We start from the raw sequence: 24,708 nt of genomic DNA, 5'->3' as shown, positions 1-24,708 counted from the left end.
GAAACGCCCGGTTACATTCCGAACCCGGAAGCTAAGCCTTACAGCGCCGATGGTACTGCAGGGGGGACCCTGTGGGAGAGTAGGACACCGCCGAACAATATTTGGAGGACCCCTGGTCCCAGCGTTCAGCTGGGATCAGGGGTCCTTTCGTTTTTCACCGAACACAGCTTGCAGCGCGCCGGGTACCCGGCTGCGTGAGAATGACTTTGCGGTACAGCAGACAGGAGCCACCGATGTCCACCAACTCTCCCGACGAGCGTCCGGAGCGCGATGAGCGCCGCCGGGACGTTGGTGACCGCGGCGAACGCGGTGACCGAGGCGGCTACCGCGGCGGCCCGCGCCGCGGCAACGACCGTGCGGGATACGGCCCTCGCGACGACGAGCGAGGCGGAGGCTACGGCGGCCGCCGCGACGAACGCCGTGGTCCCGAGCGCAGCGACCGGAACGACCGCGGTGACCGTGGTGGTTTCCGCCGTGACGACCGTCGAGATGACCGGCGCGACGACCGGCGTGAGGGTGACCGCGGCGGTTACGGCCGGCGTGACGACGATCGTGGTGGTTACGGCGGTCGCCGTGACGATCGTCGTGACGGCGACCGTGGCGGCTTCCGCCGCGAGGGCGACCGCCCCACCTACCGCCGCGACGACCGGCGTGACGCCCCGCGCGAGGGCCGCCGTGACGACCGTCGAGATGACCGGCGCGACGACCGGCGTGAGGGTGACCGCGGCGGTTACGGCGGTCGCCGTGACGACCGTCGTGACGGTGACCGTGGCGGCTACGGCCGGCGTGACGACGACCGTGGTGGTTACGGCGGTCGCCGTGACGACCGTGGCGGGTACGGCGGGTACGGGCGCCGCGACGACCGCTCCGAGCGTCCCGACCGTGGCGGCTTCCGCCGCGAGGGCGACCGCCCCACCTACCGCCGTGACGACCGTCGAGACGACCGCAGGGACGACCGGCGTGAGGGTGACCGCGGCGGTTACGGCGGTCGCCGTGACGACCGTCGTGACGGCGACCGTGGCGGCTTCCGCCGCGAGGGCGACCGCCCCACCTACCGCCGCGACGACCGCCGCGACGACCGCCGCGACGACCGCCGCGACGACCGCCGTGACGCCCCGCGCGATGACCGCAGGGACGACCGGCGCGACGACCGTGGCGGCTTCCGCCGTGACGGCGACCGCCCCACCTACCGGCGCGACGACCGCAGGGACGACCGCCGTGACGACACCCGCGGGGACCGCGGGGACCGGGGTGGCTTCCGCGGACGTGACGACCGTGGTGGTCGTGGCGGCCCCCGCCGTGACGACCGGGGCGACCGTGGTGGCCGGCCCGGCGGCTTCCGCCGTGACGGCGACCGCCCGTCCTACCGCCGTGACGACCGGCGCGACGACCGCAGGGACGACCGGCGCGACGACCGCCGGGGTGGCGGCCGGTTCCGCGACGAGCGTGACCGGGACCGGGAGCCGATCAAGCGGCTGCCGATCCCGCAGGAGGTCACCGGCGAGGAGATCGACAAGGACGTACGGCAGGAACTCCAGAGCCTGCCCAAGACGCTCGCCGAGGACGTCGCCCGCAACCTGGTGATGGTGGCCCGGCTCATCGACGAGGACCCCGAGGCCGCGTACGGCTACTCCAGGGTCGCCCTCCGGCTGGCGTCCCGCGTAGCCGCCGTACGGGAGGCGGCCGGGTTCGCCGCGTACGCCAGTCAGAAGTACAGCGAGGCGCTCGCGGAGTTCCGCGCCGCCCGCCGGATGACCGGCAACGTGGAGCTGTGGCCCGTCATGGCCGACTGCGAGCGCGGGCTCGGCCGGCCGGAGAAGGCGCTGGACATGGCCGGTGCTCCCGAGGTGCACAAGCTCGACAAGGCGGGGCAGGTGGAGATGCGGCTCGTCGCGGCCGGTGCCCGGCGCGACATGGGGCAGCTGGACGCGGCCATCGTGACGCTGCAGAGCCCCGAGCTTGCCTCCCACTCCGTCCAGCCGTGGACCGCCCGCCTGCGGTACGCCTACGCCGACGCGCTGCTCGCCGCCGGACGTGAGGCCGAGGCGCGGGAATGGTTCGCCAAGGCCGTCGAGGCCGACCGGGACGGCAGCACCGACGCGTCGGACCGCCTGGCCGAGCTGGACGGTGTGGAGTTCACCGACGCGCTCGACGAGAGCGGTGCGGACGCCGAGTCCGCGGACGCCTCGCGGGAGAGCGGTGCGGCCGAGGACGAGGCCGCCGGCGAAGCCGAGGCCCCGGCAGCGGACGAGGGCAAGGACGAGGGCAAGGACAAGGACGAGGACTGAGTCCTGTCGCGGGAGACGAGGGGCGGGCCCCGATCGGAGACGATCGGGGCCCGCCCCTCGTCGTATCCCCGTGTCTCACAGATCCAGCGCGCGCAGCACCAGTCCGGACGCCGGCTTCGGCCCGAACGATGTCGACTTGCGGGGCATCGTGACGCCCTGGCGTGCCAGCTCGCGCACCACGTCCTCGCGCACCGGGTGCAGCAGGACGGCGGTCCCGCCGTCGCGCTCCGCCTTGGCCACGGTGGCGGCGGTGTCGTGGATGTAGGCGATCCGGGTGGGGTCGTCCTCCGGGATGTGCCAGACGTGCTCCAGGAGCGCGGCGTGCAGGACCGTCGCGTCGAGCGTGCGCCAGGCCGCCGGCCGGTCGGCGGGGACCGTACGGGCCAGGAGGCCGGGGTCGGGGCGGTCCACGAGGTGGAAGGAGCCGTCGCCGGCCAGCAGGAAGGCGTTGCCCGCACAGGCGGCGTCCGCCAGGGTCTCCAGTGCGTCGGGCAGCCGCAGACCCTCCAGGCGGCGTACCCGGAACAGGCCGTCCAGCGCCGACAGCGCGTCCGCGACCGGGAACCCGTGCAGCAGCCGGTGGATGGCGCGGACCCGCAGGGGGTAGCGGGCGGTGTCGACGAGGAGGACGAGACCGTAGTCCCACGCGCTGGGGGAGGGGTGCTCGGCGCGCAGGCGCCGGTAGGTCGCCCAGCGGTGGTGGCCGTCGGCGATCAGGGCCTGGTGCTGGGACAGGTCCTCCCGGATCCCGGCCAGGTCGGCGGGGTCGGTGACGGCCCACAGGCGGTGGCTGAAGCCGTCCTCGGTGGTCGTGCACAGCAGCGGCGGCTGTTCGGCGGCGCGTTCGACGACCACGGTCGTCGCGGCCGTCGAGCCGTTCCCGCGGTAGGTGAGCAGCAGCGGTTCGAGGTTGGCGCTGGTCGCGCGCATCAGCGCGGCGCGGTCGGCGACGACGTGCGGCATCACGTCCTCGTGCGGCAGCACCACGCCCTCGGCCGGGTCCGACACCCGCAGCGCGCCGATCAGGCCGCGTTGCAGCATGCCGTCGCCGTCCCGCTGCTCGTACACGTACAGGCCCGGCTCCGGGTCGGCGGTCAGGACGCCCTCCGCGAGCCAGCGGCGCAGGGTGTCGGCCGCCTGGTCGTTGCGGGCGGTGGGCGTGCCGGCCTGGGGCAGGATCAGGCGGACGATGTTGTGGGGGTCGGCGGACTGGAGGTGGTGCAGGCCGTCGGGGCGGACGACGACGTCGTACGGGGGGGACGTCACCGCGGCCAGACTGCCGACCCGGTCGGGGTCGTAGCGGAGGCCTCGGAACGGGGTGAGGTCGAGGCCGCGGCGCGGAGTTGCCGGCGAGTGACCTGCTGTGTTCATCCCGGCATCGTACGTGTGTCAGTGGCATGGGGGATGATCGAGGGAAAACCGGTACCACGAGGAGCGATGCGGAATGAGCCAGGGCGTCAGGACGGAGCCCGAGGGCAGTGGGCGGCCCCTGAGCGAGGCGTACGACACGGCCCTGCTCGACCTGGACGGGGTGGTGTACGCGGGAGGCGACGCGATCGCGCACGCCGTCGACTCGCTCGCCGCCGCCCGTGCGGGCGGCATGCGGCTGGCGTACGTCACCAACAACGCCCTGCGCACCCCGGACGCGGTGGCCGGGCACCTCACCGACCTGGGGATACGGGCGGAGGCGTCGGACGTCGTCACCTCCGCGCAGGCGGTGGCCCGGCTGATCGCCGATCAGGTGCCGCCCGGGGCGCGAGTGCTGGTGATCGGTGGTGAGGGGCTGCGGGTGGCGCTGCGCGAGCGCGGCCTGGAGCCGGTGGAGTCGGCCGAGGACGCCCCGGTGGCCGTGGCCCAGGGGTACGGCGGTCCCGACATGCCGTGGGGCCGGTTCGCGGAGGCCTGCTACGCCCTTCACCGCGGGGTGCCCTGGTTCGCCTCCAACACGGATCTGACGATCCCGAGCGCCCGGGGGATCGCCCCGGGCAACGGTGCGGCCGTGGAGGTCGTCCGGATCGCGACGGGTGCGGAGCCGCAGGTGGCGGGCAAGCCGCTGCCGCCCATGCACCGCGAGACCATCCTGCGTACCGGGGCGCGGCGGCCCCTGGTGGTCGGGGACCGGCTGGACACGGACATCGAGGGCGCGTTCAACGGCGGGGTGGACTCGCTGCTCGTGCTGACCGGGGTGACCGACGGGCCGCGGCTGCTGGCCGCACCGCCCGAGCACCGGCCGACGTACGTGGACGCCGATCTGCGGGGCCTGCTCACCGGGCAGCCGGAAATCACCCGGGAGGGTGACGGTTTCCGGTGCGGCGGGTGGACGGCGACGGCGGGCGGCGACGCGCTGGCGCTGAGCGGTGACGGGCAGCCGATGGACGGGCTGCGCGCGCTGTGCGCGGCGGCGTGGACGGCGGGCGGCGAGAGCGGGTGCGCGCTGGACGGCGGGAAGGCGCTGGCGAAGCTGGGGCTGTGAGGCGTCCAGCGGCGGGACGGTGACGCACTGTCGAACGTCAGGCGAGGGTAGGCTAACCTAACTGCGTGTTGGTCGACAGTCCTCCCGAACAGCGCGCGGCAGCAGCCGCGGCGCCCCCGGCCCGGCGCGGCGCGCGCGCCGCCGGACTGCTCCTGTCCGCCGCGGTCCTGCTGCTCGTCGCCCTGGCGAGCATCGCGATCGGCGCGAAGGAGCTGTCCCTGGCCCAGGTCTGGCACGGCCTCTTCCAGGACTCGGGCAGCTACGGCGACGTCGTGGTCGGCGAGCGGCTCTCCCGCACCGTCCTCGGTCTGCTCGCCGGGGCGGCGCTCGGCCTGGCCGGAGCCGTGCTGCAGGCGCTGACCCGCAACCCGCTGGCCGATCCGGGGATCCTCGGCATCAACGCGGGGGCGTCGGCGGCCGTGGTCACCGCGATCACCTTCCTCGGCGTGACCAGCCTGCGCGGCTACGTGTGGTTCGCCTTCCTCGGCGCCGCCGCCGTGGGCGCGCTGGTGTGGTTCCTCGGCGGCAGCCGGGGCGCCACGCCCGTACGGCTCGCACTGGCCGGCACCGCGATCGGCGCCGCGCTCTACGGCTACGTCCAGGCCGTGATGATCACAGACGACGCGGCGCTGGGCCGGATGCGTTTCTGGACCGTGGGCTCCCTGGCCTCCGCCACGAACGAGACCATCGTCCAGGTGCTGCCGTTCTGCGTCGTGGGCACCGTCCTCGCGCTGCTCCTCGCCCGGCCGCTCAACGCGATGTCGATGGGCGACGACACCGCACGCGCCCTGGGCGCCCACCTCAACCGCACCCGGGCACTGGCCATGCTCGCCGCGACCGTGCTGTGCGGGGCGGCGACGGCCGCCTGCGGGCCGATCGTCTTCGTGGGGCTCATGGTCCCGCACGTGGTGCGTTCCTTCACCGGACCCGACCTGCGCTGGATCCTGCCCTACTCCACGGTCCTGTCGCCCGTGCTGCTGCTCGGCTCCGACGTGATCGGCCGGATCGTCGCCCGGCCCGGCGAGGTCCAGGTCGGGGTCGTCACCGCGCTCATCGGCGGCCCGGTGTTCATCCTGCTCGTCCGGCGGCGGAGGACGGCCCAGCTGTGAAGACCACCCCCACCGCCGGTTCCGGGCGCGCCCCCGGCGGCCCACGGACCCCCGGCACCACCGGCACTCCCGGTGGCACCCGCGGCCCCCGCGCCGTCCGTACCCCGGGCGGGTTCTCCTTCCGCCTGGAGACGCGGGCGCTGGCCGTGGTCGTCCTGCTGGTGCTCGCCGCCCTCGCCGCGAGCGTCGCGCTGATCGGCACCGGCGACTTCCCGATCCCCGCCTCCGATGTGCTCAAGACGCTGGCCGGACAGGGCAACCGCGGCCAGGAGTTCATCGTCCGCGAACTGCGGCTGCCCCGCGTGCTGGTCGCTCTGCTGGTCGGCGCCTGCCTCGGTCTGGGCGGTGCGCTCTTCCAGTCGGTCGCCCGCAACCCGCTCGGCAGTCCGGACGTGCTCGGCCTCTCCCAGGGATCGACGGCCGGTGCGCTCGTCGTGATCGTGCTGCTGTCGGGCAACGCGACCGCCGTCACCCTCGGCGCGCTCGTCGGCGGCCTGGCGACCGGGCTCGCCATCTACCTCCTCGCCTGGAAGCAGGGCGTCCACGGCTACCGGCTCGTCCTGGTCGGCATCGGTGTCAACGCCGTCGCCACCGCCGTCAACGGCTACCTCATCACCAAGGCCGACTTCGTGGACGCGGCCCGCGCGGTGAACTGGCTGACCGGCTCGCTCAACGGCCGCGACTGGGCCCAGGTGTGGCCGCTGCTCGTCCTGTGCGCCGTCCTGCTCCCGCTCGTCCTCGCCAACGCCCGCGGGCTGCGGATGCTGGAGATGGGCGACGACGTCTCCTACGCCCTGGGGGTGCGCGTCGAACGCGTACGGCTGCTGCTGATGGGCTCGGCCGTGCTGCTCACCGCCGCCGCGACCGCCGCCGCCGGTCCCGTCGCCTTCGTGGCGCTGACCGCACCGCAGCTCGCCCGCCGCCTGACCCGCTCACCCGGCCCGAACCTGGTTCCGTCGCTGTGCATGGGCGCCGCCCTGCTGGTCACCGCCGACTGGGCCTCGCAGCGGGCCTTCGGCGCCGACCAGCTGCCCGTGGGCGTGGTCACCGGCGTCCTCGGCGGGGCCTACCTGCTGTGGCTGCTGGTCACCGAGCGCAGGAAGGGCCGGATATGAGCATCCGAAGCACCACCGTGAACGACCCGAGGAGCACCGTGAGCCGCCTGTCCGCCGACAACGTCACCCTGGCCTACGACCAGCGGGTCATCGCCGAGCAGTTGTCGGTGGAGATCCCCGACAACTCCTTCACCGTGATCGTCGGTCCCAACGCCTGCGGCAAGTCCACGCTGCTGCGCGCCCTGTCGAGGATGCTCAAGCCCAGCCACGGCCGGGTGCTGCTGGACGGTCAGGTCATCCAGTCGATGCCCGCCAAGCAGGTCGCCCGGACCCTCGGCCTGCTGCCGCAGTCCTCGATCGCGCCCGACGGCATCACCGTCGGCGACCTGGTGGGCCGCGGCCGCTACCCGCACCAGGGCATCCTGCGGCAGTGGTCCGCCGAGGACGAGCGGGTGGTCCAGGAGTCCATGGAGCGGACCGGCGTCAGCGCGCTCGCCGAACGCTACGTCGACGAGCTGTCGGGCGGTCAGCGCCAGCGCGTGTGGATCGCCATGGCCCTCGCCCAGCAGACACCGCTGCTGCTGCTGGACGAGCCGACGACGTACCTGGACATCCAGCACCAGATCGACGTCCTCGACCTCTGCGCCGACCTGCACGAGGAGCAGGGGCGCACCCTGGTCGCCGTGCTGCACGACCTGAACCACGCGGCCCGTTACGCCACCCACCTCGTCGCCCTGCGCGGCGGGGAGGTCATCGCGCAGGGCGCGCCGAGCGAGATCGTCACCGCCGAGCTGGTGGAGGAGGTCTTCGGGCTGCGCTGCCAGGTCATCGACGATCCCGAGACGGGCACGCCGCTGGTGGTGCCGGCGGCACGCAAGGCACGCGCGCGCGTCACGGCCCGGTAGGGGCCCGGGGCGGCGGGGTCACAGCAGCTTCCTGAGCCGGAACAGGTCCAGCAGGCTCGCCTCCAGCTTCACCCGGCCCGAACCCCAGGCCGCGGCGAAGTTCAGACCGCCGCCGACCAGTGCGACCAGGTCGTCGCCCGCCATGGCGAGCCGGATCTGGGCCTTCTCGGGCGGCGGCCCCGGCACGGTGTCCCGCACGTCGATCCGGCCGCCGGTGAGGCGGCCGGCGAAGGTGATGTCGAGATCCGTGATGTGGCAGCTCACCGAGCGGTCCAGCGCAGCCGCCTCGCGGACCTTCCCGTCCGCGTCCGCCATGCTGTCCGAGAGCTTCTCGAGTGCCGCACGGCACTCCTCGATCGTGGCCATCGCGACCGACGGTACCGCAGGGCTTCGCGGTAGCGTCGGGGCATGAGCGACTCCGTGTCCGGGGCCGAGGCCCCGGTGCAGGCGGCGGCGGTGCGGGAGCCCGCCGCCGACCTCTCTGCCCCCGCCCCCGACCTCTCCGCCCCCGCCGCGGGCCCTTCCGGGCCCGCCCCCCTCGGCGTGCCCCGCACCCCCACCGGTGACGCCGATGTCGACGCGGCCCTGGAGCGGCTCGGTGACGCCGACCACCTCGGCACCGACGGACACCTGGAGGTGTACGAGGATGTACACCGGGGGCTGCGTGACGCGCTCAGCGCGCTCGACGGCCGCCCGGGACCTCCCGGACCCACGGCGCCGCCGGCGCCTTCACCGTCGTACCGACACAGGAGCTGAACCGAACGTGGCAGGAGTCGCACGCCGCCGTCTCGACGCGGAACTGGTCCGCCGCAAGCTGGCGCGCTCGCGCGAGCACGCCAGCCAGTTGATCGCCGCCGGACGGGTCACCGTCGGCAAGACCGTCGCGACCAAGCCCGCCACGCAGGTGGAGACCGCCGCCGCGATCGTGGTCACGGCCGACGACAGCGATCCCGACTACGTCTCGCGGGGCGGTCACAAGCTCGCCGGGGCGCTGGACGCCTTCGTCCCGCAGGGGCTGGTCGTGCGGGGGCGGCGGGCGCTGGACGCGGGCGCCTCCACCGGGGGCTTCACCGACGTGCTGCTGCGGGCGGGCGCCGCGCACGTCGTCGCCGTCGACGTCGGCTACGGCCAACTCGCCTGGTCGCTCCGGCAGGACGAACGCGTCACCGTCAAGGACCGCACGAACGTGCGGGAGTTGACGCTGGAGGCGATCGACGGAGAACCTGTGGACCTCGTCGTGGGAGACCTGTCCTTCATCCCGCTCGGCCTGGTGCTGCCCGCCCTGACCCGGTGCGTGACGCCGGACGCCGACCTGGTGATGATGGTCAAGCCGCAGTTCGAGGTGGGGAAGGAGCGGCTGGGCAGCGGGGGTGTCGTACGGAGTCCGCAACTGCGGGCGGAGGCCGTGCGGGGCGTCGCCGGGAAGGCGTGGGAGCTGGGGCTCGGGGTGCGGGGCGTCACCGCCAGTCCGCTGCCCGGCCCGTCCGGCAACGTCGAGTACTTTCTGTGGCTGCGTGCCGGGGCGCCCGCCCTGGAACCGGCCGACGTTGACCGTGCAGTGGCGGAGGGGCCGCGTTGACAAAGAGCCATGCTCGTACCGTTTTCCTGCTGGCCCACACCGGGCGGCCGGCCGCAGTCCGCAGCGCCGAGCTGGTGGTCAAGGGGCTGCTGCACTCCGGGATCGGCGTGCGCGTCCTGGAGGCGGAGGCGTGTGACCTGCCGCTGCCGGGGGAGGTGCAGCTGGTCGCCGAGGCCACGCCGGAGTCCCTGGACGGGTGCGAGCTGCTGATCGTCCTCGGCGGTGACGGCACCCTGCTGCGCGGCGCCGAGTTCGCCCGCGCCTCGGGGGTGCCGATGCTCGGCGTGAACCTCGGCCGGGTCGGGTTCCTCGCCGAGGCCGAGCGGGACGACCTGGACAAGGTCGTGGACCGGGTGGTGTCCCGGGCCTACGAGGTCGAGGAACGGATGACCGTCGACGTGGTCGTGCACCGCAACGGCGACATCGTGCACACCGACTGGGCGCTGAACGAGGCGGCCGTGCAGAAGGTGTCCGCCGAGCGGATGCTGGAGGTCGTGCTGGAGATCGACGGACGGCCGGTGACCGGGTTCGGCTGCGACGGCATCGTGTGCGCCACGCCCACCGGATCGACGGCGTACGCCTTCTCCGCGGGAGGCCCCGTGGTGTGGCCCGAGGTCGAGGCGCTGCTGATGGTGCCGATCAGCGCGCACGCGCTGTTCGCCAAGCCGCTGGTGACCTCACCGGACTCCGTGCTCGCCGTGGAGGTGCTGCCGCACGTGCCGCCGGGGGTCCTGTGGTGCGACGGGCGCCGCACGGTCGAGCTGCCGCCGGGGGCGCGGGTGGAGGTGCGGCGCGGCGCCGTCCCCGTGAGGCTGGCCCGGCTGCACCACGCATCGTTCACGGACCGGCTGGTGGCCAAGTTCGCGCTGCCGGTCTCGGGGTGGCGGGGGGCGCCGCACTAGCCCCACCGGGGGAGGCGCGGCATTCTCCTGGGGCAGCGGTGCGGGGGCACCCTCCGGAGGTGTGCCGGAAGCGTCCCACCAGGGCGGCCGCCGGGGCTCTCCCGGGAGGGACGGCCCGCGTGGCCGCCGGGCCCTCCCGAGCGGCCGCCCCGGGGCGCCGTGCGCGGGTCGCGAGGGTCCGCGCGGTTCCCCGCGCCCTTGTGCCGGACCACTCGCGCGGGTGACAAGGGCGGGGCGGTCGCACGCGCCGCCCCGGACCTCGTAAGGTCGTGTGCGTGTTGGAGGAGATGCGGATACGGTCGCTCGGCGTGATCGACGACGCGGTCGTCGAGCTGTCACCCGGCTTCACCGCGGTCACGGGTGAGACGGGTGCGGGCAAGACCATGGTGGTCACCAGCCTGGGGCTGCTGCTGGGCGGGCGCGCGGACCCGGCGCTCGTACGGATCGGGGCCGGCAAGGCGGTCGTGGAGGGGCGCGTCGCCGTGCCCTCCGGCGCCGCGGCGGTCCTGCGGGCCGAGGAGGCGGGCGCCGAGCTGGACGACGGGGCGCTGCTGATCAGCCGCACCGTCTCCGCCGAAGGCCGCTCACGGGCCCACCTGGGCGGACGCAGCGTACCCGTCGGGCTGCTCGCCGAGCTGGCCGACGACCTGGTGGCCGTGCACGGTCAGACGGACCAGCAGGGGCTCTTGAAGCTGTCCCGGCAGCGGCAGGCCCTGGACCGGTACGCGGGCGACGCGGTCGCCGTACCGCTCACCAAGTACACGGAGGCGTACCGGCGGCTGCGGGCGGTCTCCGCGGAGCTGGAGGAGATCACCACGCGTGCGCGGGAGCGGGCCCAGGAGGCCGCCATGCTCCGCTTCGGCCTGGACGAGGTCGCCGCCGTCGAGCCGCGTGCGGGTGAGGACGCCGAGCTGGCCGAGGAGGCCGAGCGGCTCGGCCACGCCGAGGCCCTGGCGTCCGCAGCGACGGCCGCGCACGCCGCTCTCGCCGGTGACCCGGAGGACCCGGAGGGCATCGACGCCGCCACCCTCGTCGCCGGCGCCCAGCGCGCCCTGGAGGCCGTACGCGCGCACGACCCGGCGCTGGCCGCGCTCGCCGACCGGATCGGTGAGATCGGGATCCTGCTGGGCGACGTCGCCGGGGAGCTGGCCGGGTACGCCGACGACCTGGACGCCGACCCGCTGCGGCTGGCCGCCGTGGAGGAGCGGCGCGCGGCGCTGACGGCGCTGACCCGCAAGTACGGGGAGTACGACAAGGGCGTGGACGCCGTCCTCGACTGGGCCGAGCGCAGTGCCGTCCGGCTGACCGAGCTGGACGGCGACGACGAACGGATCGGCGAGCTGACCGCGGAGCGTGACGCGCTGCGCGCCGAACTGGGCGGTCTCGCCCAGGCGTTGACGGACGCCCGGGCGGAGGCCGCGCAGCGCTTCGCCGCCGCCGTCACCGCCGAGCTGGCCTCGCTCGCCATGCCGCACGCGCGCGTGTCGTTCGACCTGCGGCAGACCGAGGACCCGGACGGTGTGGAGGTCGACGGCCGTACGGTCGCCTACGGCCCCTCCGGCGTCGACGAGGTCGAGCTGCTGCTCGCCCCGCATCCGGGCGCGCCGCCGCGGCCGATCGCCAAGGGCGCCTCCGGCGGTGAGCTGTCCCGCGTGATGCTGGCCGTCGAGGTCGTCTTCGCGGGCACGGACCCGGTGCCGACGTACCTCTTCGACGAGGTCGACGCCGGTGTCGGCGGCAAGGCGGCCGTGGAGATCGGGCGGCGGCTCGCCAAACTGGCGAAGACGGCGCAGGTCGTCGTCGTCACGCACCTGCCGCAGGTGGCCGCCTTCGCCGACCGGCAGCTGCTGGTGGAGAAGACGAACGACGGGTCGGTGACCCGTTCGGGCGTGAAGGTCCTGGAGGGCGAGGACCGGGTCAGGGAACTGTCCCGGATGCTGGCGGGCCAGGAGGACTCCGAGACCGCCCGCGCCCACGCCGAGGAACTGCTGGAGACGGCCCGGGCGGACAGGTAGGCGTCGGCCCGGGCGGGCAGGCGAACGGCGGGCTGAGCGGGCAGGTAGGTAGGCGGCAGGTGGGCGTCGGTCCGGGCGGACAGCAGGGGCCGTGGCCCGGTCCGGCCGGGGGAGGGCGTCTCCGGCCGGTGGCGCTTTCGGCGGGACGCGAGGGGCGGACGCGGGCGGGGGCGGACGGGCCGGAGCCGCCGTCCGTTCGCCGCGCGCCGGGCGGCGCCTAGAGTGACGGCATGATCGCACGAGCCGGCCGCAGCACCGCCTTCCTCACCACGGCAGCGCTCACCCGGGCGACGATGCGGGCGCTGGGCACCTGGGCGCCCGGGGGACGTGCGCGCTGGGAGCGGAAGAACCACGCCGGCCGGTCCGTCGGGCTGTACGCCGGCCCGGCCACCGCCCTGGCCGCCGCGGCCGGTGCGGCGCGCGTACGTCCGGCGGCCGGGCTCGCCGTGGCCGCAGCCGGCCTCTGCGGGGCGTACGACGACATCGCGGGCGCCGGTGACCCGCGGCGCGGCTTCCGTGCCCATCTGTCGGCCCTGCGCGAGGGCGAAGTCACCGGCGGAGCCGTCAAGTTGTTCGGCATCTCGGCTGCCGCGCTCATCGCCGGGGCGCGGCTGAAGGAGCGGCCGGTGGACCGGGTGCTGGCCGGGGTGGTCATCGCCGGGGCCGCGCACTTCGTCAACCTCGTGGACGTGCGCCCCGGGCGGGCGGCCGGTGCGGTACTGGCGTTCGGCGCGCCGGGGCTGCTGCGGCGGGGGCCGGGCGCCGAGCTGGCGGCGACGGCGGTGGGCGCCGCGGCGGCCGTGCTCCCCGACGACCTCGGCGAGCGCGTGATGATCGGCGACACGGGGGCGCACGCCCTGGGCGCGGCCCTGGGTACCGCGGTCGTGACGGGTACCGGGCGGGTGGGGCTCACGGCGCACGCCGCCGCCGTGGTGGCCGCCGCGGTGTGGGGCGACCGGGTGACCGCGATGGCCCGCGCCGCCCGATGACGCCCGGGACCGCCGCCCGGGACCACCGCGACGACCGGCAGCCCGGCCCGCCGCACAGTCCGGTGCGGGGCACCGTCGCACGCCGGCCCCCGGCCGACTGAGGGCGCTCGGGCGGCCGGGCGCGCGCACGAGGGCTCGGCCACTCGGGCAGCCGGGGTACGCAAGCGACTGACGATGCCCGGGCGGCCGGCGGCAGGGGACCGGCGGGTCACACCCAGGCGATCGGCGGCGCCCGCTCGGCGGGCCGTGCCCAGGCGATCGGCGGCAGCCGCACGCGCCCGCCGCCGGACGCTCCTCCAGCGGCGCGCGCCCGCAGGGGTGCTCCCTCATCTGACCGCGCCCGTCTCACCCGGACCACCAGGCGTCTCACCCCGACCACCAGGCCCGCGACACCAGCCGCACGCGCCCGCCGCCGGACGCTCCTCCAGCGGCGCGCGCCCGCAGGGGTGCTCCCTCACCTGACCGCGCCCACCCCACCCGGGCCGCCGGGCCCGCCACGACAGCAGCACGGCCCCCGAGGCCGGACGCACTCCCGGCAGCGCGCGCCCGCGGCAGCGTGCAGGCGGAGACGGCGCGTGGGCGGGAGTGCGGGGCGCCCCTCGGTGCGCCTGTACGCCCTCCCCGGGGGGCGGGCGCTCGGACGTACTCGGTTGTCCGGGCAAGTGCTCCGCCGCGCGCCGCCGTTCCCGCCGTTCCCTCACTCGTGCGGATGACGCGCGCGGGCGCGCCCGCCGCGGGCGCCGCCCGGCGCGACCGCCCGCCGGGTCCGCAACCCCCGTACCTGCTGGCATCCTTGGCGAAGAACGCGGTACGCCCGACAGGCGCGCACGGGCCGCGTCGCGCCCCCCGATACCTTCTGTACGTTTCTTCGTGACCGCACCACGCCGAACCAGGAGCCCCGCCCGCGTGAGCCCCGTCAGCAGCAACGCACCGCACGGTCAGTCGCCGCTGCGCACCGTGCAGGTGGTCGGCGGCGGCAACGCGAGCAGCAGTGCGCACGTGCGTTCGCTGGCCGCGGGACTCGTGGCGCGGGGCGTGCGGGTCACGGTGTGCGCCCCCGACGAGGCCGACCGCGCCTACGGCTTCACCGGTGTCGGCGCCGACCACGTGCACGTGCCGCGCAGCAGCGATCCCGCCTCGGTAGCGGCGCTGCGGGCTGTCTGTTCACAGGCCCATCTGGTGCACGCGCACGGACTGCACGCCTCCTTCCGCGCGATGCTGGCCCTGCGCGGACGCCCTACGCCCCTCGTCGTCACCTGGCACAACCGCGCCCTCGAGCAGGGACCGCGGGCCCATTTCCTGCGGCTGCTGGAGCGGCGGGTGGTGAAGGCGGCCACCGTGGTGCTGGGCACCACCTCGGACCTGGTGGACCGGGCCCGCCGCGCCGGTGCCCGTGACGCCCGTCTGGCCGCCACGGCGCTGCCCGGCCCGGCCCGCGGCGACACCTGCCCCGACCACGACGACCCGGAGGGACGACGCGCCAAGCTGCGGGCCGAACTCGGCGCCACCGGACGCCCGTTGCTCCTCGCCGTCGGCTCGCTCGACCGGCACCGCGGCTACGAGTACCTGCTGGACGCGGCAGGTTCCTGGCGCCGTCTCGACCCGGTGCCGCTGATCGTCGTCGCGGGGGAGGGGCCGCTGCGCGCGACGCTGCAGCGGCGGATCGAGGACGAGGAGCTGCCGGTCCGGCTCCTCGGGGTCCGCGACGACGTGCACCAGCTCCTCACGGCCGCCGATATCGCGCTGGTGACCAGCAGTTGGGAGCCGCGCTCCGTGTTCGCCCAGGAGGCGCTGCTCGCCCGGGTGCCGCTCGTCGCGACCGCCGTCGGAGGGATCCCCGACCTGGTGGGGGAAGCGGCCGAACTCGTCCCGTACGGCGATCCGCACGCCCTCGCCGCCGTCGTCGTCCGGCTGCTCGCCGACCCAGGGCGCCGTGAACTGCTGCGGGCCAGGGGAGCGGCGCAGGCCGCGGGCTGGCCCACCGAGGACGAGACCGTCGCCCAGGTCCTCAGCGTCTACGACGAGCTGACCGAGCCGGCGAGCCCGCTCTGAGGCCGTTCGCCCGACCCGCCCTGAGGGATGCCGGCGCCCCGGCCGCCGTTCACGATGCCCCGGCCGCCGTTGACGACGCAGCGGCCGTCCTGCGCGGTACCCCGCCCGCCGTTCACGACGCCACGTGCCGTCGGGCCCGCAGCGCCAGGCTCAACGCCAGCACCGTCTGCGGGTCGTCCAGGTCGGTGCCCAGCAACTCCCCGATCCGCGCGAGCCGGTTGTAGAGGGTCTGCCGGTTCAGGTGCAGCTCGCGGGCCGTCTCCGCCTTGCGGCCCGCGTGCGCCAGATACGTCTGGAGGGTGGGCAGCAGCGGGGGCTTGGAACGGCGATCGTGGTCCTGCAGCGGACCGATGGCACGCTCCACGAAGGCCGCCAGGTCCGGATGGCCGCGCAGTCGCCACAGCAGCAGGTCGATGTCGAGGCGGCGCGCGTCGTACCAGGGCCGCTCGGGCAGCCCCTGCGCCGCCGTCGCCGTCTCGGCGGCGTGCCGCAGGCCCGCCGAGGCCGCCGCCCAGCCGCCCGCGACGCCGACGACCACCACGGGCTGCGGGTAGCCCCGGCCCGCGGTGGCCGGGGGAGGGGCCGGGCGCCGCAGGCCCGCCCGTTCCCCGCCGGCCCGCAGCGCCGCGGCGACCCGGTCCGCGACCGCCGACCGCTCCGCCTCGGCGCGCAGCCCGACCAGCAGCAGCACCCGGCCCTCGACGGGCCGTACGCCCAGCAGGGCCGGCACACCGACCGCGGCCAGCTCCTCGGCCACCGCCCGCGCCAGCACCGCCCAGCCGCCCCCGCCGCCCGGCGCCAGGGCGTCCCCGAGCCGCATGACCACGGGCAGCAGGGGGCTGCCGCCCGGTTTGAAACCGAGCACCCGGGCCTGCGCGGGGGCGTCCTCGGCGGCGATACGGCCCTCGGCGAGGTCGGTGAGGAAGTCGCCGCGTCCGCGCGCGGCCAGCTCCTCCTCCTGACGGGCCTGCATCAGCACCACGGCGAGGATCCCGGCCGCCCGCTCGGCGGCCATGCGGTGCACGGGGGCGAGCGGGGCGCGCACGGGCAGCAGGACGAGCCGGGCGCGGACCGAGCCGGGGCCGAGACCGCCGCCGGGCACGTCCACCAGGACGGAACCGGCGGGCGGCGGGGTCTCCTTGTGCTGGCCGCGCAGTCCTTCCCAGACCTGGAGCGCGTCGGCGCCCTCCGGCCCGGCGCCCGCCGCGTACAGCAGCCGGCCCTCCGCGGTCTCCAGGAAGACCGGGTTGGAGCCGAAGTCGGCGAGGATGCCGAGCACCTGCGGCACCCCGCCGCCGCCGAGCAGCGCCTCGGTGCAGCGCCGGTGCACTTCCTCGGCGCGCTGGAGGAGGGCGTAGTGTCCGTTGACGATCTCCGTGTGGATCTCTTCGGTGACCGTCACGAACGGCACCTCGCGGTGCAGCTGGACGAGCGGGAGACCGGCCGAGCGGGCGGTCTCGACGAGGGCGGCGGGCAGCCGGCTGAAGCGGGGGCCCAGCTCCACGACGAGGGCCGCGATACCGCGCTCGGCCAGGGTGCGGACGAAGGCGCGCTGGTCGGCGGGGCGGGTGCCCAGGCCGTAGCCGGTGGTCAGCAGGAGTTCACCGCCCTTGAGCAGGGAGGCGATGTTGGGGACCTCCCCGGCGTGCACCCAGCGCACGGTGCGGCCCAGCCGGTCGCCGCCGGCCACGATCTCGGGCAGGCCGCTGCGGAGGCCGGGCAGTTCGAGGGCGCGCTGCACGGTGATCCCGGCGCCCTCGGTGTCGAGTCTGCGGTCCATGAAACCGGACGCTACCTGGGGAAACGCCACCGGGACAGTACGGGGTGGAGGCCACCGGGGCGGGGCCGGGCGAAAGCCGCTGAGGCGGGGCCGGGCGACGGCCGCCGGGACAGGGCCGGGCGGACGTCACCGGGGCTGAACCAGGGGGACGACACCGGGGCAGGACCGGGTGGGAGGCGTCGCGGCGGCCGGTGGGCCGCCGCGACGCCTCCCCGGCCGCCTCAGCCCCCGTACGCCCCGCTCGCCGTCAGACGCAGCGCCGTGTCGATCAAGGGGACGTGGCTGAAGGCCTGCGGGAAGTTGCCGACCTGGCGCTGCAGGCGGGGATCCCACTCCTCCGCCAGCAGACCGAGGTCGTTGCGCAGGGACAGGAGCTTCTCGAAGAGCTTGCGCGCCTCGTCGACGCGGCCGATCATCGCCAGGTCGTCGGCCATCCAGAACGAGCAGGCGAGGAAGGCTCCCTCGTCGCCGGGGAGGCCGTCGACGCCCGCGTGGTCGCCGTCGGTGGGGTAGCGCAGGATGAACCCGTCCGAGGTGGACAGCTCCCGCTGGATGGCCTCGATGGTGCCGATGACCCGCTTGTCGTCCGGCGGCAGGAAGCCCATCTGCGGGATGAGCAGCAGGGAGGCGTCCAGCTCGCGCGAGCCGTAGGACTGGGTGAAGGTGTTGCGCTCCTTGTCGTAGCCCTTCTCGCAGACGTCCCGGTGGATCTCGTCGCGCAGGTCCTTCCAGCGGTCCAGCGGGCCGTCGACGTCACCGGACTCCATCAGCTTGATCGTGCGGTCCACGGCGACCCAGGCCATGACCTTGGAGTGCACGAAGTGCCGGCGCGGCCCGCGCACCTCCCAGATGCCCTCGTCCGGTTCCTGCCAGTGCTTCTCCAGGTAGCGGATCAGCTTGAGCTGGAGCAGCGAGGCGTAGTCGTTGCGGGCCAGGCCCGTCATGTGCGCCAGGTGCAGGGCCTCGGTGACCTCGCCGTAGACGTCGAGCTGAAGCTGGTGCGCGGCGCCGTTGCCGACCCGGACCGGGGCGGAGTTCTCGTAGCCGGGCAGCCAGTCCAGCTCCGCCTCGCCGAGTTCGCGCTCGCCGGCGATGCCGTACATGATCTGGAGGTTCTCCGGGTCGCCCGCGACCGCGCGCAGCAGCCACTCGCGCCAGGCGCGGGCCTCCTCGCGGTAGCCGGTGCGCAGCAGCGAGGACAGGGTGATCGCCGCGTCCCGCAGCCAGGTGTAGCGGTAGTCCCAGTTGCGTACGCCGCCGATGTCCTCCGGCAGGGAGGTGGTGGGCGCGGCGACGATGCCGCCGGTGGGGGCGTAGGTCAGGGCCTTCAGCGTGATCAGGGAGCGGACCACGGCCTCACGGTAGGGGCCGTGGTACGTGCAGTGCCCGACCCACTCGCGCCAGAAGTCCTCGGTCGCCTCCAGCGACTGCTCGGGCTCCGGCTCCGGCGGCGCCTCCTTGTGCGAGGGCTGCCAGGAGATGGTGAACGCGATCCGGTCACCGGGAGCGACCGTGAAGTCCGCGTACGTGGTCAGCGACTCGCCGTAGGTCTCCACCGATGTGTCGAACCACACGGAGTCCGGGCCCGCGACCGCCACGGTGCGGGTCTCGTTGCGGTGCACCCAGGGCACGACCCGGCCGTAGGAGAAGCGCATGCGCAGGGCGGAGCGCATCGGCACCCGGCCGGTGACGCCCTCCACGATGCGGATCAGCTGCGGGGCGCCGTCCCGCGGGGGCATGAAATCGGTCACGCGGACGGTGCCGTGCGGGGTGTCCCACTCCGATTCCAGGATCAGCGAGTCGCCGCGGTAGCCGCGCCGGTCGGCGGTGGGCGGCTCGGCACCCTCCGGGAACGCGGGGCCGAGCCGCCAGAAGCCGTGCTCCTCGGTGCCCAGCAGGCCGGCGAAGATGGCATGCGAGTCGAAGCGGGGAAGGCACAGCCAGTCGACCGTCCCGTCCCGGCAGACCAGGGCAGCGGTCTGCATGTCTCCGATGAGTGCGTAGTCTTCGATGCGCCCGGCCACGTGCAACTCCAGTCGAACGGCCACGTCACCCCGCATTGGGGGCGGTCGCTAGTGCGGTCAAGGGGGTTTGTGATGCGTCGTTGAGCGGTGCAGCGGACCGCCGGTCGGCCGTGAGGCAGAACGACAACCTTTGCTCAACGAACTGACGAGCTCTCGTTGTTCCGGTGTGTACGGGCGGGGGTGGTGCCGTTTTTTCCGGCCGGGCTCGGCAGCGAGTGTCCGAGCAGGATACGACGCACGCAGATGATCCGCGTGCCGCTCCGGGCAACCAGCATGCGCCGAACGGGTGAGCCAGGGGTGAGGGATCCGTGACCGTCGCGCACCCGTACCGACGCGTGCGCGGAGCGTGGCCGGAAGCCATCACCGTCCGGCGCTGATACCCTGGTAGCCCGTGGACCGGTGGGCTCGAAACCCCCGAACCGCAGCGACGGCACCCCAGCCGGACAACCCGGGTTCCCCGGGCCGGACCGCCGTACCGCACGACAATCCGCGACCACGGGAGCCCCCTCTTGGCCATGCCGCCCAAATCAACGACGACCAAGCACATCTTCGTCACCGGGGGTGTCGCCTCCTCGCTCGGAAAGGGCCTCACCGCCTCGAGCCTCGGCATGCTCCTCAAGGCCCGGGGCCTGCGCGTCGTGATGCAGAAGCTCGACCCGTACCTGAACGTCGACCCCGGCACGATGAACCCCTTCCAGCACGGTGAGGTCTTCGTCACCAACGACGGCGCCGAGACCGACCTGGACATCGGCCACTACGAGCGCTTCCTCGACCGCGACCTGGACGGCTCGGCCAACGTCACGACCGGCCAGGTGTACTCGACGGTGATCGCCAAGGAGCGGCGCGGCGAGTACCTCGGCGACACGGTGCAGGTCATCCCGCACATCACCAACGAGATCAAGCACCGCATCCGGCGCATGGCCACCGACGAGGTGGACGTCGTCATCACCGAGGTCGGCGGCACGGTCGGCGACATCGAGTCGCTGCCGTTCCTGGAGACCGTCCGCCAGGTCCGCCACGAGGTCGGCCGGGACAACGTCTTCGTGGTGCACATCTCGCTGCTGCCCTACATCGGCCCCTCCGGCGAGCTGAAGACCAAGCCGACCCAGCACTCGGTGGCCGCGCTGCGCAACATCGGCATCCAGCCGGACGCCATCGTGCTGCGCTGCGACCGCGAGGTCCCGACCGCGATCAAGCGGAAGATCTCGCTGATGTGCGACGTCGACGAGGACGCCGTGGTGGCCTGCCCCGACGCCCGCTCGATCTACGACATCCCGAAGGTCGTGCACACCGAGGGCCTGGACGCCTACGTCGTGCGCAAGCTCGACCTGCCCTTCCGTGACGTGGACTGGACGACCTGGGACGACCTGCTCGACCGCGTCCACAACCCCGACCACGAGATCACCCTCGCCCTGGTCGGCAAGTACATCGACCTGCCCGACGCCTACCTGTCGGTCACCGAGGCGCTGCGCGCGGGCGGCTTCGCCAACAAGGCCCGCGTGAAGATCAAGTGGGTCACCTCCGACGACTGCAGGACCCCGGCCGGCGCCAAGGCCCAGCTCTCCGACGTCGACGGCATCTGCATCCCCGGCGGCTTCGGCGACCGGGGCGTGCTCGGCAAGGTCGGCGCGATCCGCTACGCCCGCGAGAACAAGATCCCGCTGCTCGGCCTCTGCCTGGGCCTGCAGTGCATCGTGATCGAGGCCGCGCGCAGCCTCGCCGACATCTCGGACGCCAACTCCACCGAGTTCGACCCGGCCACCGCGCACCCGGTGATCTCCACCATGGCCGAGCAGATGGACATCGTCGCCGGTGAGGGCGACATGGGCGGCACCATGCGGCTGGGCATGTACCCGGCCAAGCTGGCCGAGGGCTCCATCGTGCGCGAGGTCTACGACGGCAAGGAGTACGTCGAGGAGCGCCACCGCCACCGCTACGAGGTGAACAACGCCTACCGCGCCGAACTGGAGAAGAAGGCCGGCATCGTCTTCTCCGGCACCTCCCCGGACGGCAAGCTCGTCGAGTACGTCGAGTACCCGCGCGAGGTCCACCCCTACCTGGTCGCCACGCAGGCCCACCCGGAGCTTCGCTCGCGCCCGACCCGCCCGCACCCGCTGTTCGCCGGGCTGGTGAAGGCCGCCGTCGAGCGGAAGACCGGCGAGTAACGCACCGGTTGTACGGTTGCCGGGGTGCCCGCCGCGATGGTGGGCACCCCGGTTGCGTACAGGTACGGCAAGGTGCGGGAGGACAGGGCATGACGATCAAGGACACCCCCGAGGAGTGGGAGGTCCGGGGGACCCGGACGCCGTTCACCGGGGCCAAGACCTCGATGCGGACCGACGAGGTGGTCATGCCCGACGGCTCGGTGTCCTCCCGCGACTACCAGGTCCACCCCGGCTCCGTGGCCGTCCTCGCCCTGGACGAGCAGGACCGCGTCCTGGTCATCCGCCAGTACCGCCACCCGGTGCGGCAGCGGCTGTGGGAGATCCCGGCCGGACTGCTCGACGTGCCCGGCGAGAACCCGCTGCACGCCGCCCGGCGCGAGCTGTACGAGGAGGCGCACGTCAAGGCGGAGGACTGGCGGGTGCTGACCGACGTCTACACCACGCCCGGCGGCTGCGACGAAGCCGTGCGCATCTTCCTCGCCCGTGACCTGTCCGAGGCGGAGGGCGAGCGCTTCGAGGCCGAGCACGAGGAGACGGACATGGAACTCGACCGGGTGCCGGTCGGGGACCTGGTGCGCGGTGTGCTCGCCGGCGAGCTGCACAACAACTGCCTCGTGGTGGGTGTGCTCGCGCTGGTCGCGGCACGGCAGGCCGGTGAGGGCCTGGACGCGCTGCGTCCGGCACAGGCCCCGTGGCCGGCCCGCCCCTTCGCGTCCTGAACCGGCGCCGGCCTCCTGGAGGGGCGGTCCGCTCGCCGAACCCGCGCCCCGCTCTCCGAGCCGGCCGCTCGCTCCCTGACCGGGCTGTCGCTTCCCGAGCGGGCCGCCTGGCTCCTCGGGCCGGCCGCCTGTTGTCCGAGCCGGTATCTCGCTCCCTGGGCCGGCCGCTCGCTCCCTGATCGGGCTGTCGCCTCCCGAGCGGGCCGCCTGCCTCCTCGGGCCGGCGGCCCGTTCTCCGAGCCGGCGCCTCGCTCCCTGGATCGGCAGCTCGCTCTCTCCGTCGGCCCGTCGGCCCGTCGCTCTCTGAGCGGTCCGCTCGTCTCCCTGAGCGGGCGCGGCGGGCCGTGCTCCCGTCCGGTGTGACCATCGGCTGATCCGATCGGGCGACCTCGCGCCGCGCTCGTCCCGGAACGTCGCAGAGCGTCAACTAGGCTTTTCAAACGCCCGTACCGGAGTCCCGGCGGGTATGCGCGTGCGGTGGGACGGGAGTGTGGCCCGTGACGGATCAGGCGGTGGACGCAGGTGGCGCGAACCCGTCCGGTGACGACCGGTCGCCGGCGGCCCCCGAGCGCCACTTCCTCGGCCGTGCACGGGAGTTGAAGGAGCTGCGCGCCGACATCGCGCGCGCCGGGCTCGACACCATCTCCGGCCGCAAGGCCCCCCGCGCCCGCGTCCTGCTGGTCGCCGGCAGGCCCGGATCCGGCCGCACCGCGCTCGCCGAGGAACTGGTACGGCAGGTCGCGGACCGTTACCCCGACGGCGTGCTGCGGGCCCGGCTCACCGAGCCCGACGGCACCCCCGTCCCGGTCGGCCGCACCGCGGACGAACTGCTCACCGCCCTCGGCCTGCCCGCCGCGCCGGGCGCCGCCGAGGACGACCTGACCGACGCCCTGCGCACCGCGCTCGCCGAGCGCCGCGCCCTGATCCTGCTCGACGACGCGGCCGGCGCCGAGCAGGTCGACGCGCTGCTGCCGGACAACGCCGACTGCCTGCTCGTCGCCGTCGCCCAGGGCCCGCTCACCGGCATCGCCGACGTCCGCCCCTGCACCCTGGGCGGGCTCGACACCAAGTCCGCCCTCGACCTGCTCACCCAGCACATCGACCCGGTGCGCGTCACCGTCGACCCGCGTGCCGCCGAGAACCTGGTCGAGGTCTGCCAGGGCCAGCCCGCCGCGCTCACCCTGGCCGGCGGCCTGCTCGCCGCCCATCCCGAGGAGACCGTCTCCGACCTCGCCAAACGGCTGCACGCCGACACCGGGGAGAGCGCCGCGCTCGCCCGCGTCCTGCACCTCGTCCACGCGGACCTGCCGAAGTCGGCCGCCCGGATGCTGCGGCTGCTCGCCCTCGCGCCGGCCGGCGACGTCGACCCGCACACCGCCTCCGCGCTCGCCGGCACCTCCCTGGACGGCGCCCGGCCCCTGCTCGACCGCTTCGCCGCCCTGGGCCTGCTGCGCCCCCTCCCCTCCCCGCTGCCCCGCTACGAGGTGCCCGGCTGCCTGCACCCGCTGCTGCTGGCCCTCGCCGAGCGCGAGGAGCGCCCCGCCGAGCTGCAACTGGCCCGGGCCCGGATGCTGGAGCGGACCGTACGGCTGCTCCAGTCCTGCCGGGCGGTCACCGAGACCGACGGTCCGGAGACCCGGGAGAAGCTGAAGAACCTGCCGCCCGCCCTGCGCTTCGCCGACCGGCGGGCCGCCGAACAGTGGCTGCGGACCCGCAGGCCCGCCCTGCTCGCCGCGGCCCGGCTCGCGGTCGCCGACGGCGAGCTGGACACCCTGGCCCGCCGCCTGATGTCCCAGCTGGTGCGGGCCATGGTCGCCCACCTGGGAACCCAGGCCGCGGCCGGTGACCTCTACGGCATCCACCGCCTGGTCCTCGACGTCGCCGAGCGGCAGCGTCTGCCCCGGGAGCAGGCGGCCGCCCTGCTGAACCTGGCCGACCTGGACGCCCGCACCGGCCGGACGGCGAAGGCGCTCGCCCGCTACCGGGCCGCGCTGGACGCCGGACGCGTGGCGAACGACCCGTACGCGACCGGCCGCGCGATGGAATCCGTAGGCGCCGCGCACCAGGAGCTGGGGGACCACGACCGGGCCGCCGACTGGTTCGGCCGCGCCCTGGCGCAGCGGCTGGCGCGCGGCGAGCACGCCGACGCCGCCCGGCTCTACGGCCGGATCGCGGCCGCCCACACCTACGCCGGCCGCTACGGCGAGGCGCTGCGCAACTGGCGGGCCGCCGTCGCCGCGCACCGCAGGACGGGCGATGTCGCCGCCCACGCGCGGGCGTTGAGCGAACTGGCCCGGGTGCAGGAGTACGCGGGACGGCCCGAGGAGTGCCTGCGCACCTGCCAGGAGGCGGTCGAGTGGGCCCGCCGTGCCGAGGACGTGCGGCTGCAGGCGGCGCTCCAGCTACGGCTCGGCGACACCCTGGAGCGGCTGGGCGATCCGGCGGCGGCGCAGCTGCACCGGGGGGCCGCCGAACGCCTGCTCGCGGGCGAGATCCGGCCCGGCCGACCCCCCGCCACGGCCGCAGCGGAGGCCCTCCGAGTCGACACATCACAGGAACAGGACACGGAGGCCTGCGAAATCCGCAGCACATCCGCTGAAGATTGATGCAATGAAAGGCTAGACAGCGCGAACGCCTTCATTAAACTGGCTCT

18 protein-coding genes and 1 rRNA gene are annotated in these 24,708 nt (G+C 74.5%); 15 read left to right on the top strand and 4 right to left on the bottom strand.

What is annotated here, in order from left to right; genetic code table 11:
- Both rrf and IG64_RS41685 read left to right on the top strand, forming a co-directional pair.
- A 5S ribosomal RNA gene (gene rrf / locus IG64_RS37695) occupies nt 1-96 on the top strand; the annotation flags it as partial.
- Nucleotides 97-1,475: 1,379 nt separating this feature from the next.
- Complete coding sequence (locus IG64_RS41685) at nt 1,476-2,288, top strand: tetratricopeptide repeat protein (RefSeq protein WP_037860686.1); 813 nt, start codon at nt 1,476-1,478, stop codon at nt 2,286-2,288.
- 75 nt (nt 2,289-2,363) lie between these two features.
- On the opposite strand, the gene IG64_RS26290 is transcribed toward IG64_RS41685, so the two are convergent.
- Nucleotides 2,364-3,659 (bottom strand): DUF1015 domain-containing protein, encoded by a 1,296-nt coding sequence (locus IG64_RS26290; RefSeq protein ID WP_037860669.1) that lies wholly within the window; start codon nt 3,657-3,659, stop codon nt 2,364-2,366.
- Nucleotides 3,660-3,732: 73 nt separating this feature from the next.
- Between IG64_RS26290 and IG64_RS26285 the strand changes: the two genes are divergently transcribed.
- The 4 genes from IG64_RS26285 to IG64_RS26270 all read left to right on the top strand — a co-directional run bounded on the left by IG64_RS26285 (nt 3,733) and on the right by IG64_RS26270 (nt 7,830).
- Nucleotides 3,733-4,761 (top strand): HAD hydrolase-like protein, encoded by a 1,029-nt coding sequence (locus tag IG64_RS26285; RefSeq protein WP_037860667.1) that lies wholly within the window; start codon nt 3,733-3,735, stop codon nt 4,759-4,761.
- A 65-nt stretch (nt 4,762-4,826) separates the two neighbouring features.
- Nucleotides 4,827-5,870 (top strand): FecCD family ABC transporter permease, encoded by a 1,044-nt coding sequence (locus IG64_RS26280; RefSeq protein ID WP_037860665.1) that lies wholly within the window; start codon nt 4,827-4,829, stop codon nt 5,868-5,870.
- Nucleotides 5,867-6,985, top strand: coding sequence for an iron chelate uptake ABC transporter family permease subunit (locus tag IG64_RS26275; protein WP_037860662.1), 1,119 nt, complete (start codon nt 5,867-5,869; stop codon nt 6,983-6,985). The genes IG64_RS26280 and IG64_RS26275 overlap by 4 nt, the downstream gene beginning before the upstream one ends.
- On the top strand, nt 6,982-7,830 hold the full coding sequence (locus IG64_RS26270) for an ABC transporter ATP-binding protein (protein ID WP_037860660.1): 849 nt from the start codon (nt 6,982-6,984) through the stop codon (nt 7,828-7,830). The genes IG64_RS26275 and IG64_RS26270 overlap by 4 nt, the downstream gene beginning before the upstream one ends.
- Nucleotides 7,831-7,848: 18 nt before the next feature.
- On the opposite strand, the gene IG64_RS26265 is transcribed toward IG64_RS26270, so the two are convergent.
- Nucleotides 7,849-8,196 carry an SCP2 sterol-binding domain-containing protein gene (locus IG64_RS26265; RefSeq protein WP_037860658.1) on the bottom strand — a complete coding sequence of 116 codons (348 nt, stop codon included), beginning with the start codon at nt 8,194-8,196 and terminating at the stop codon, nt 7,849-7,851.
- Between the two features lie 42 nt (nt 8,197-8,238).
- Here IG64_RS26265 and IG64_RS26260 point away from each other — a divergent pair, with 42 nt between their 5' ends.
- From IG64_RS26260 to IG64_RS26235, 6 genes are all read left to right on the top strand, one after another.
- A complete protein-coding gene (locus IG64_RS26260) occupies nt 8,239-8,586 on the top strand; it encodes a hypothetical protein (protein ID WP_037860655.1) in 348 nt (115 codons plus the stop codon).
- A gap of 7 nt (nt 8,587-8,593) precedes the next feature.
- Complete coding sequence (locus IG64_RS26255) at nt 8,594-9,409, top strand: hemolysin (RefSeq protein WP_037860653.1); 816 nt, start codon at nt 8,594-8,596, stop codon at nt 9,407-9,409.
- Entirely contained in the window at nt 9,406-10,311 is a 906-nt protein-coding gene (locus tag IG64_RS26250; RefSeq protein ID WP_037860651.1) for an NAD kinase, read from the top strand. Before IG64_RS26255 ends, IG64_RS26250 begins: the two co-directional genes overlap by 4 nt.
- Before the next feature lie 287 nt (nt 10,312-10,598).
- Complete coding sequence (recN, locus tag IG64_RS26245; RefSeq protein ID WP_037860649.1) at nt 10,599-12,326, top strand: DNA repair protein RecN; 1,728 nt, start codon at nt 10,599-10,601, stop codon at nt 12,324-12,326.
- A 230-nt stretch (nt 12,327-12,556) separates the two neighbouring features.
- Nucleotides 12,557-13,315 (top strand): hypothetical protein, encoded by a 759-nt coding sequence (locus tag IG64_RS26240; protein ID WP_037860647.1) that lies wholly within the window; start codon nt 12,557-12,559, stop codon nt 13,313-13,315.
- Nucleotides 13,316-14,221: 906 nt separating this feature from the next.
- Nucleotides 14,222-15,367, top strand: coding sequence for a glycosyltransferase family 4 protein (locus IG64_RS26235; protein ID WP_037860645.1), 1,146 nt, complete (start codon nt 14,222-14,224; stop codon nt 15,365-15,367).
- 112 nt (nt 15,368-15,479) lie between these two features.
- On the opposite strand, the gene IG64_RS26230 is transcribed toward IG64_RS26235, so the two are convergent.
- Complete coding sequence (locus IG64_RS26230; RefSeq protein WP_037860643.1) at nt 15,480-17,147, bottom strand: PucR family transcriptional regulator; 1,668 nt, start codon at nt 17,145-17,147, stop codon at nt 15,480-15,482.
- Nucleotides 17,148-17,368: 221 nt separating this feature from the next.
- The gene (locus IG64_RS26225) at nt 17,369-19,171 is read right to left on the bottom strand and encodes a glycoside hydrolase family 15 protein (RefSeq protein ID WP_037860640.1); all 1,803 of its coding nucleotides are present in this window, start codon (nt 19,169-19,171) and stop codon (nt 17,369-17,371) included.
- A 515-nt stretch (nt 19,172-19,686) separates the two neighbouring features.
- Between IG64_RS26225 and IG64_RS26220 the strand changes: the two genes are divergently transcribed.
- The 3 genes from IG64_RS26220 (at nt 19,687) to IG64_RS26210 (ending at nt 24,661) form a co-directional block, all read left to right on the top strand.
- Nucleotides 19,687-21,336, top strand: a complete 1,650-nt coding sequence (locus IG64_RS26220) for a CTP synthase (RefSeq protein ID WP_037860638.1) — start codon at nt 19,687-19,689, stop codon at nt 21,334-21,336.
- Nucleotides 21,337-21,425: 89 nt separating this feature from the next.
- On the top strand, nt 21,426-22,055 hold the full coding sequence (locus IG64_RS26215; RefSeq protein WP_037860634.1) for an NUDIX domain-containing protein: 630 nt from the start codon (nt 21,426-21,428) through the stop codon (nt 22,053-22,055).
- 497 nt (nt 22,056-22,552) lie between these two features.
- Nucleotides 22,553-24,661: a tetratricopeptide repeat protein gene (locus IG64_RS26210; RefSeq protein ID WP_037860632.1), complete on the top strand. Its 2,109-nt coding sequence runs from the start codon at nt 22,553-22,555 to the stop codon at nt 24,659-24,661.
- The last annotated feature ends 47 nt before the right edge of the window (nt 24,662-24,708 follow it).

It is taken from the genome of Streptomyces sp. NRRL S-340 (genome assembly GCF_000720185.1).
GTDB lineage: Bacteria > Actinomycetota > Actinomycetes > Streptomycetales > Streptomycetaceae > Streptomyces.
Note: the sequence above shows the minus strand (reverse complement) of the source record. Positions and strands in the feature narration are given on the sequence as shown.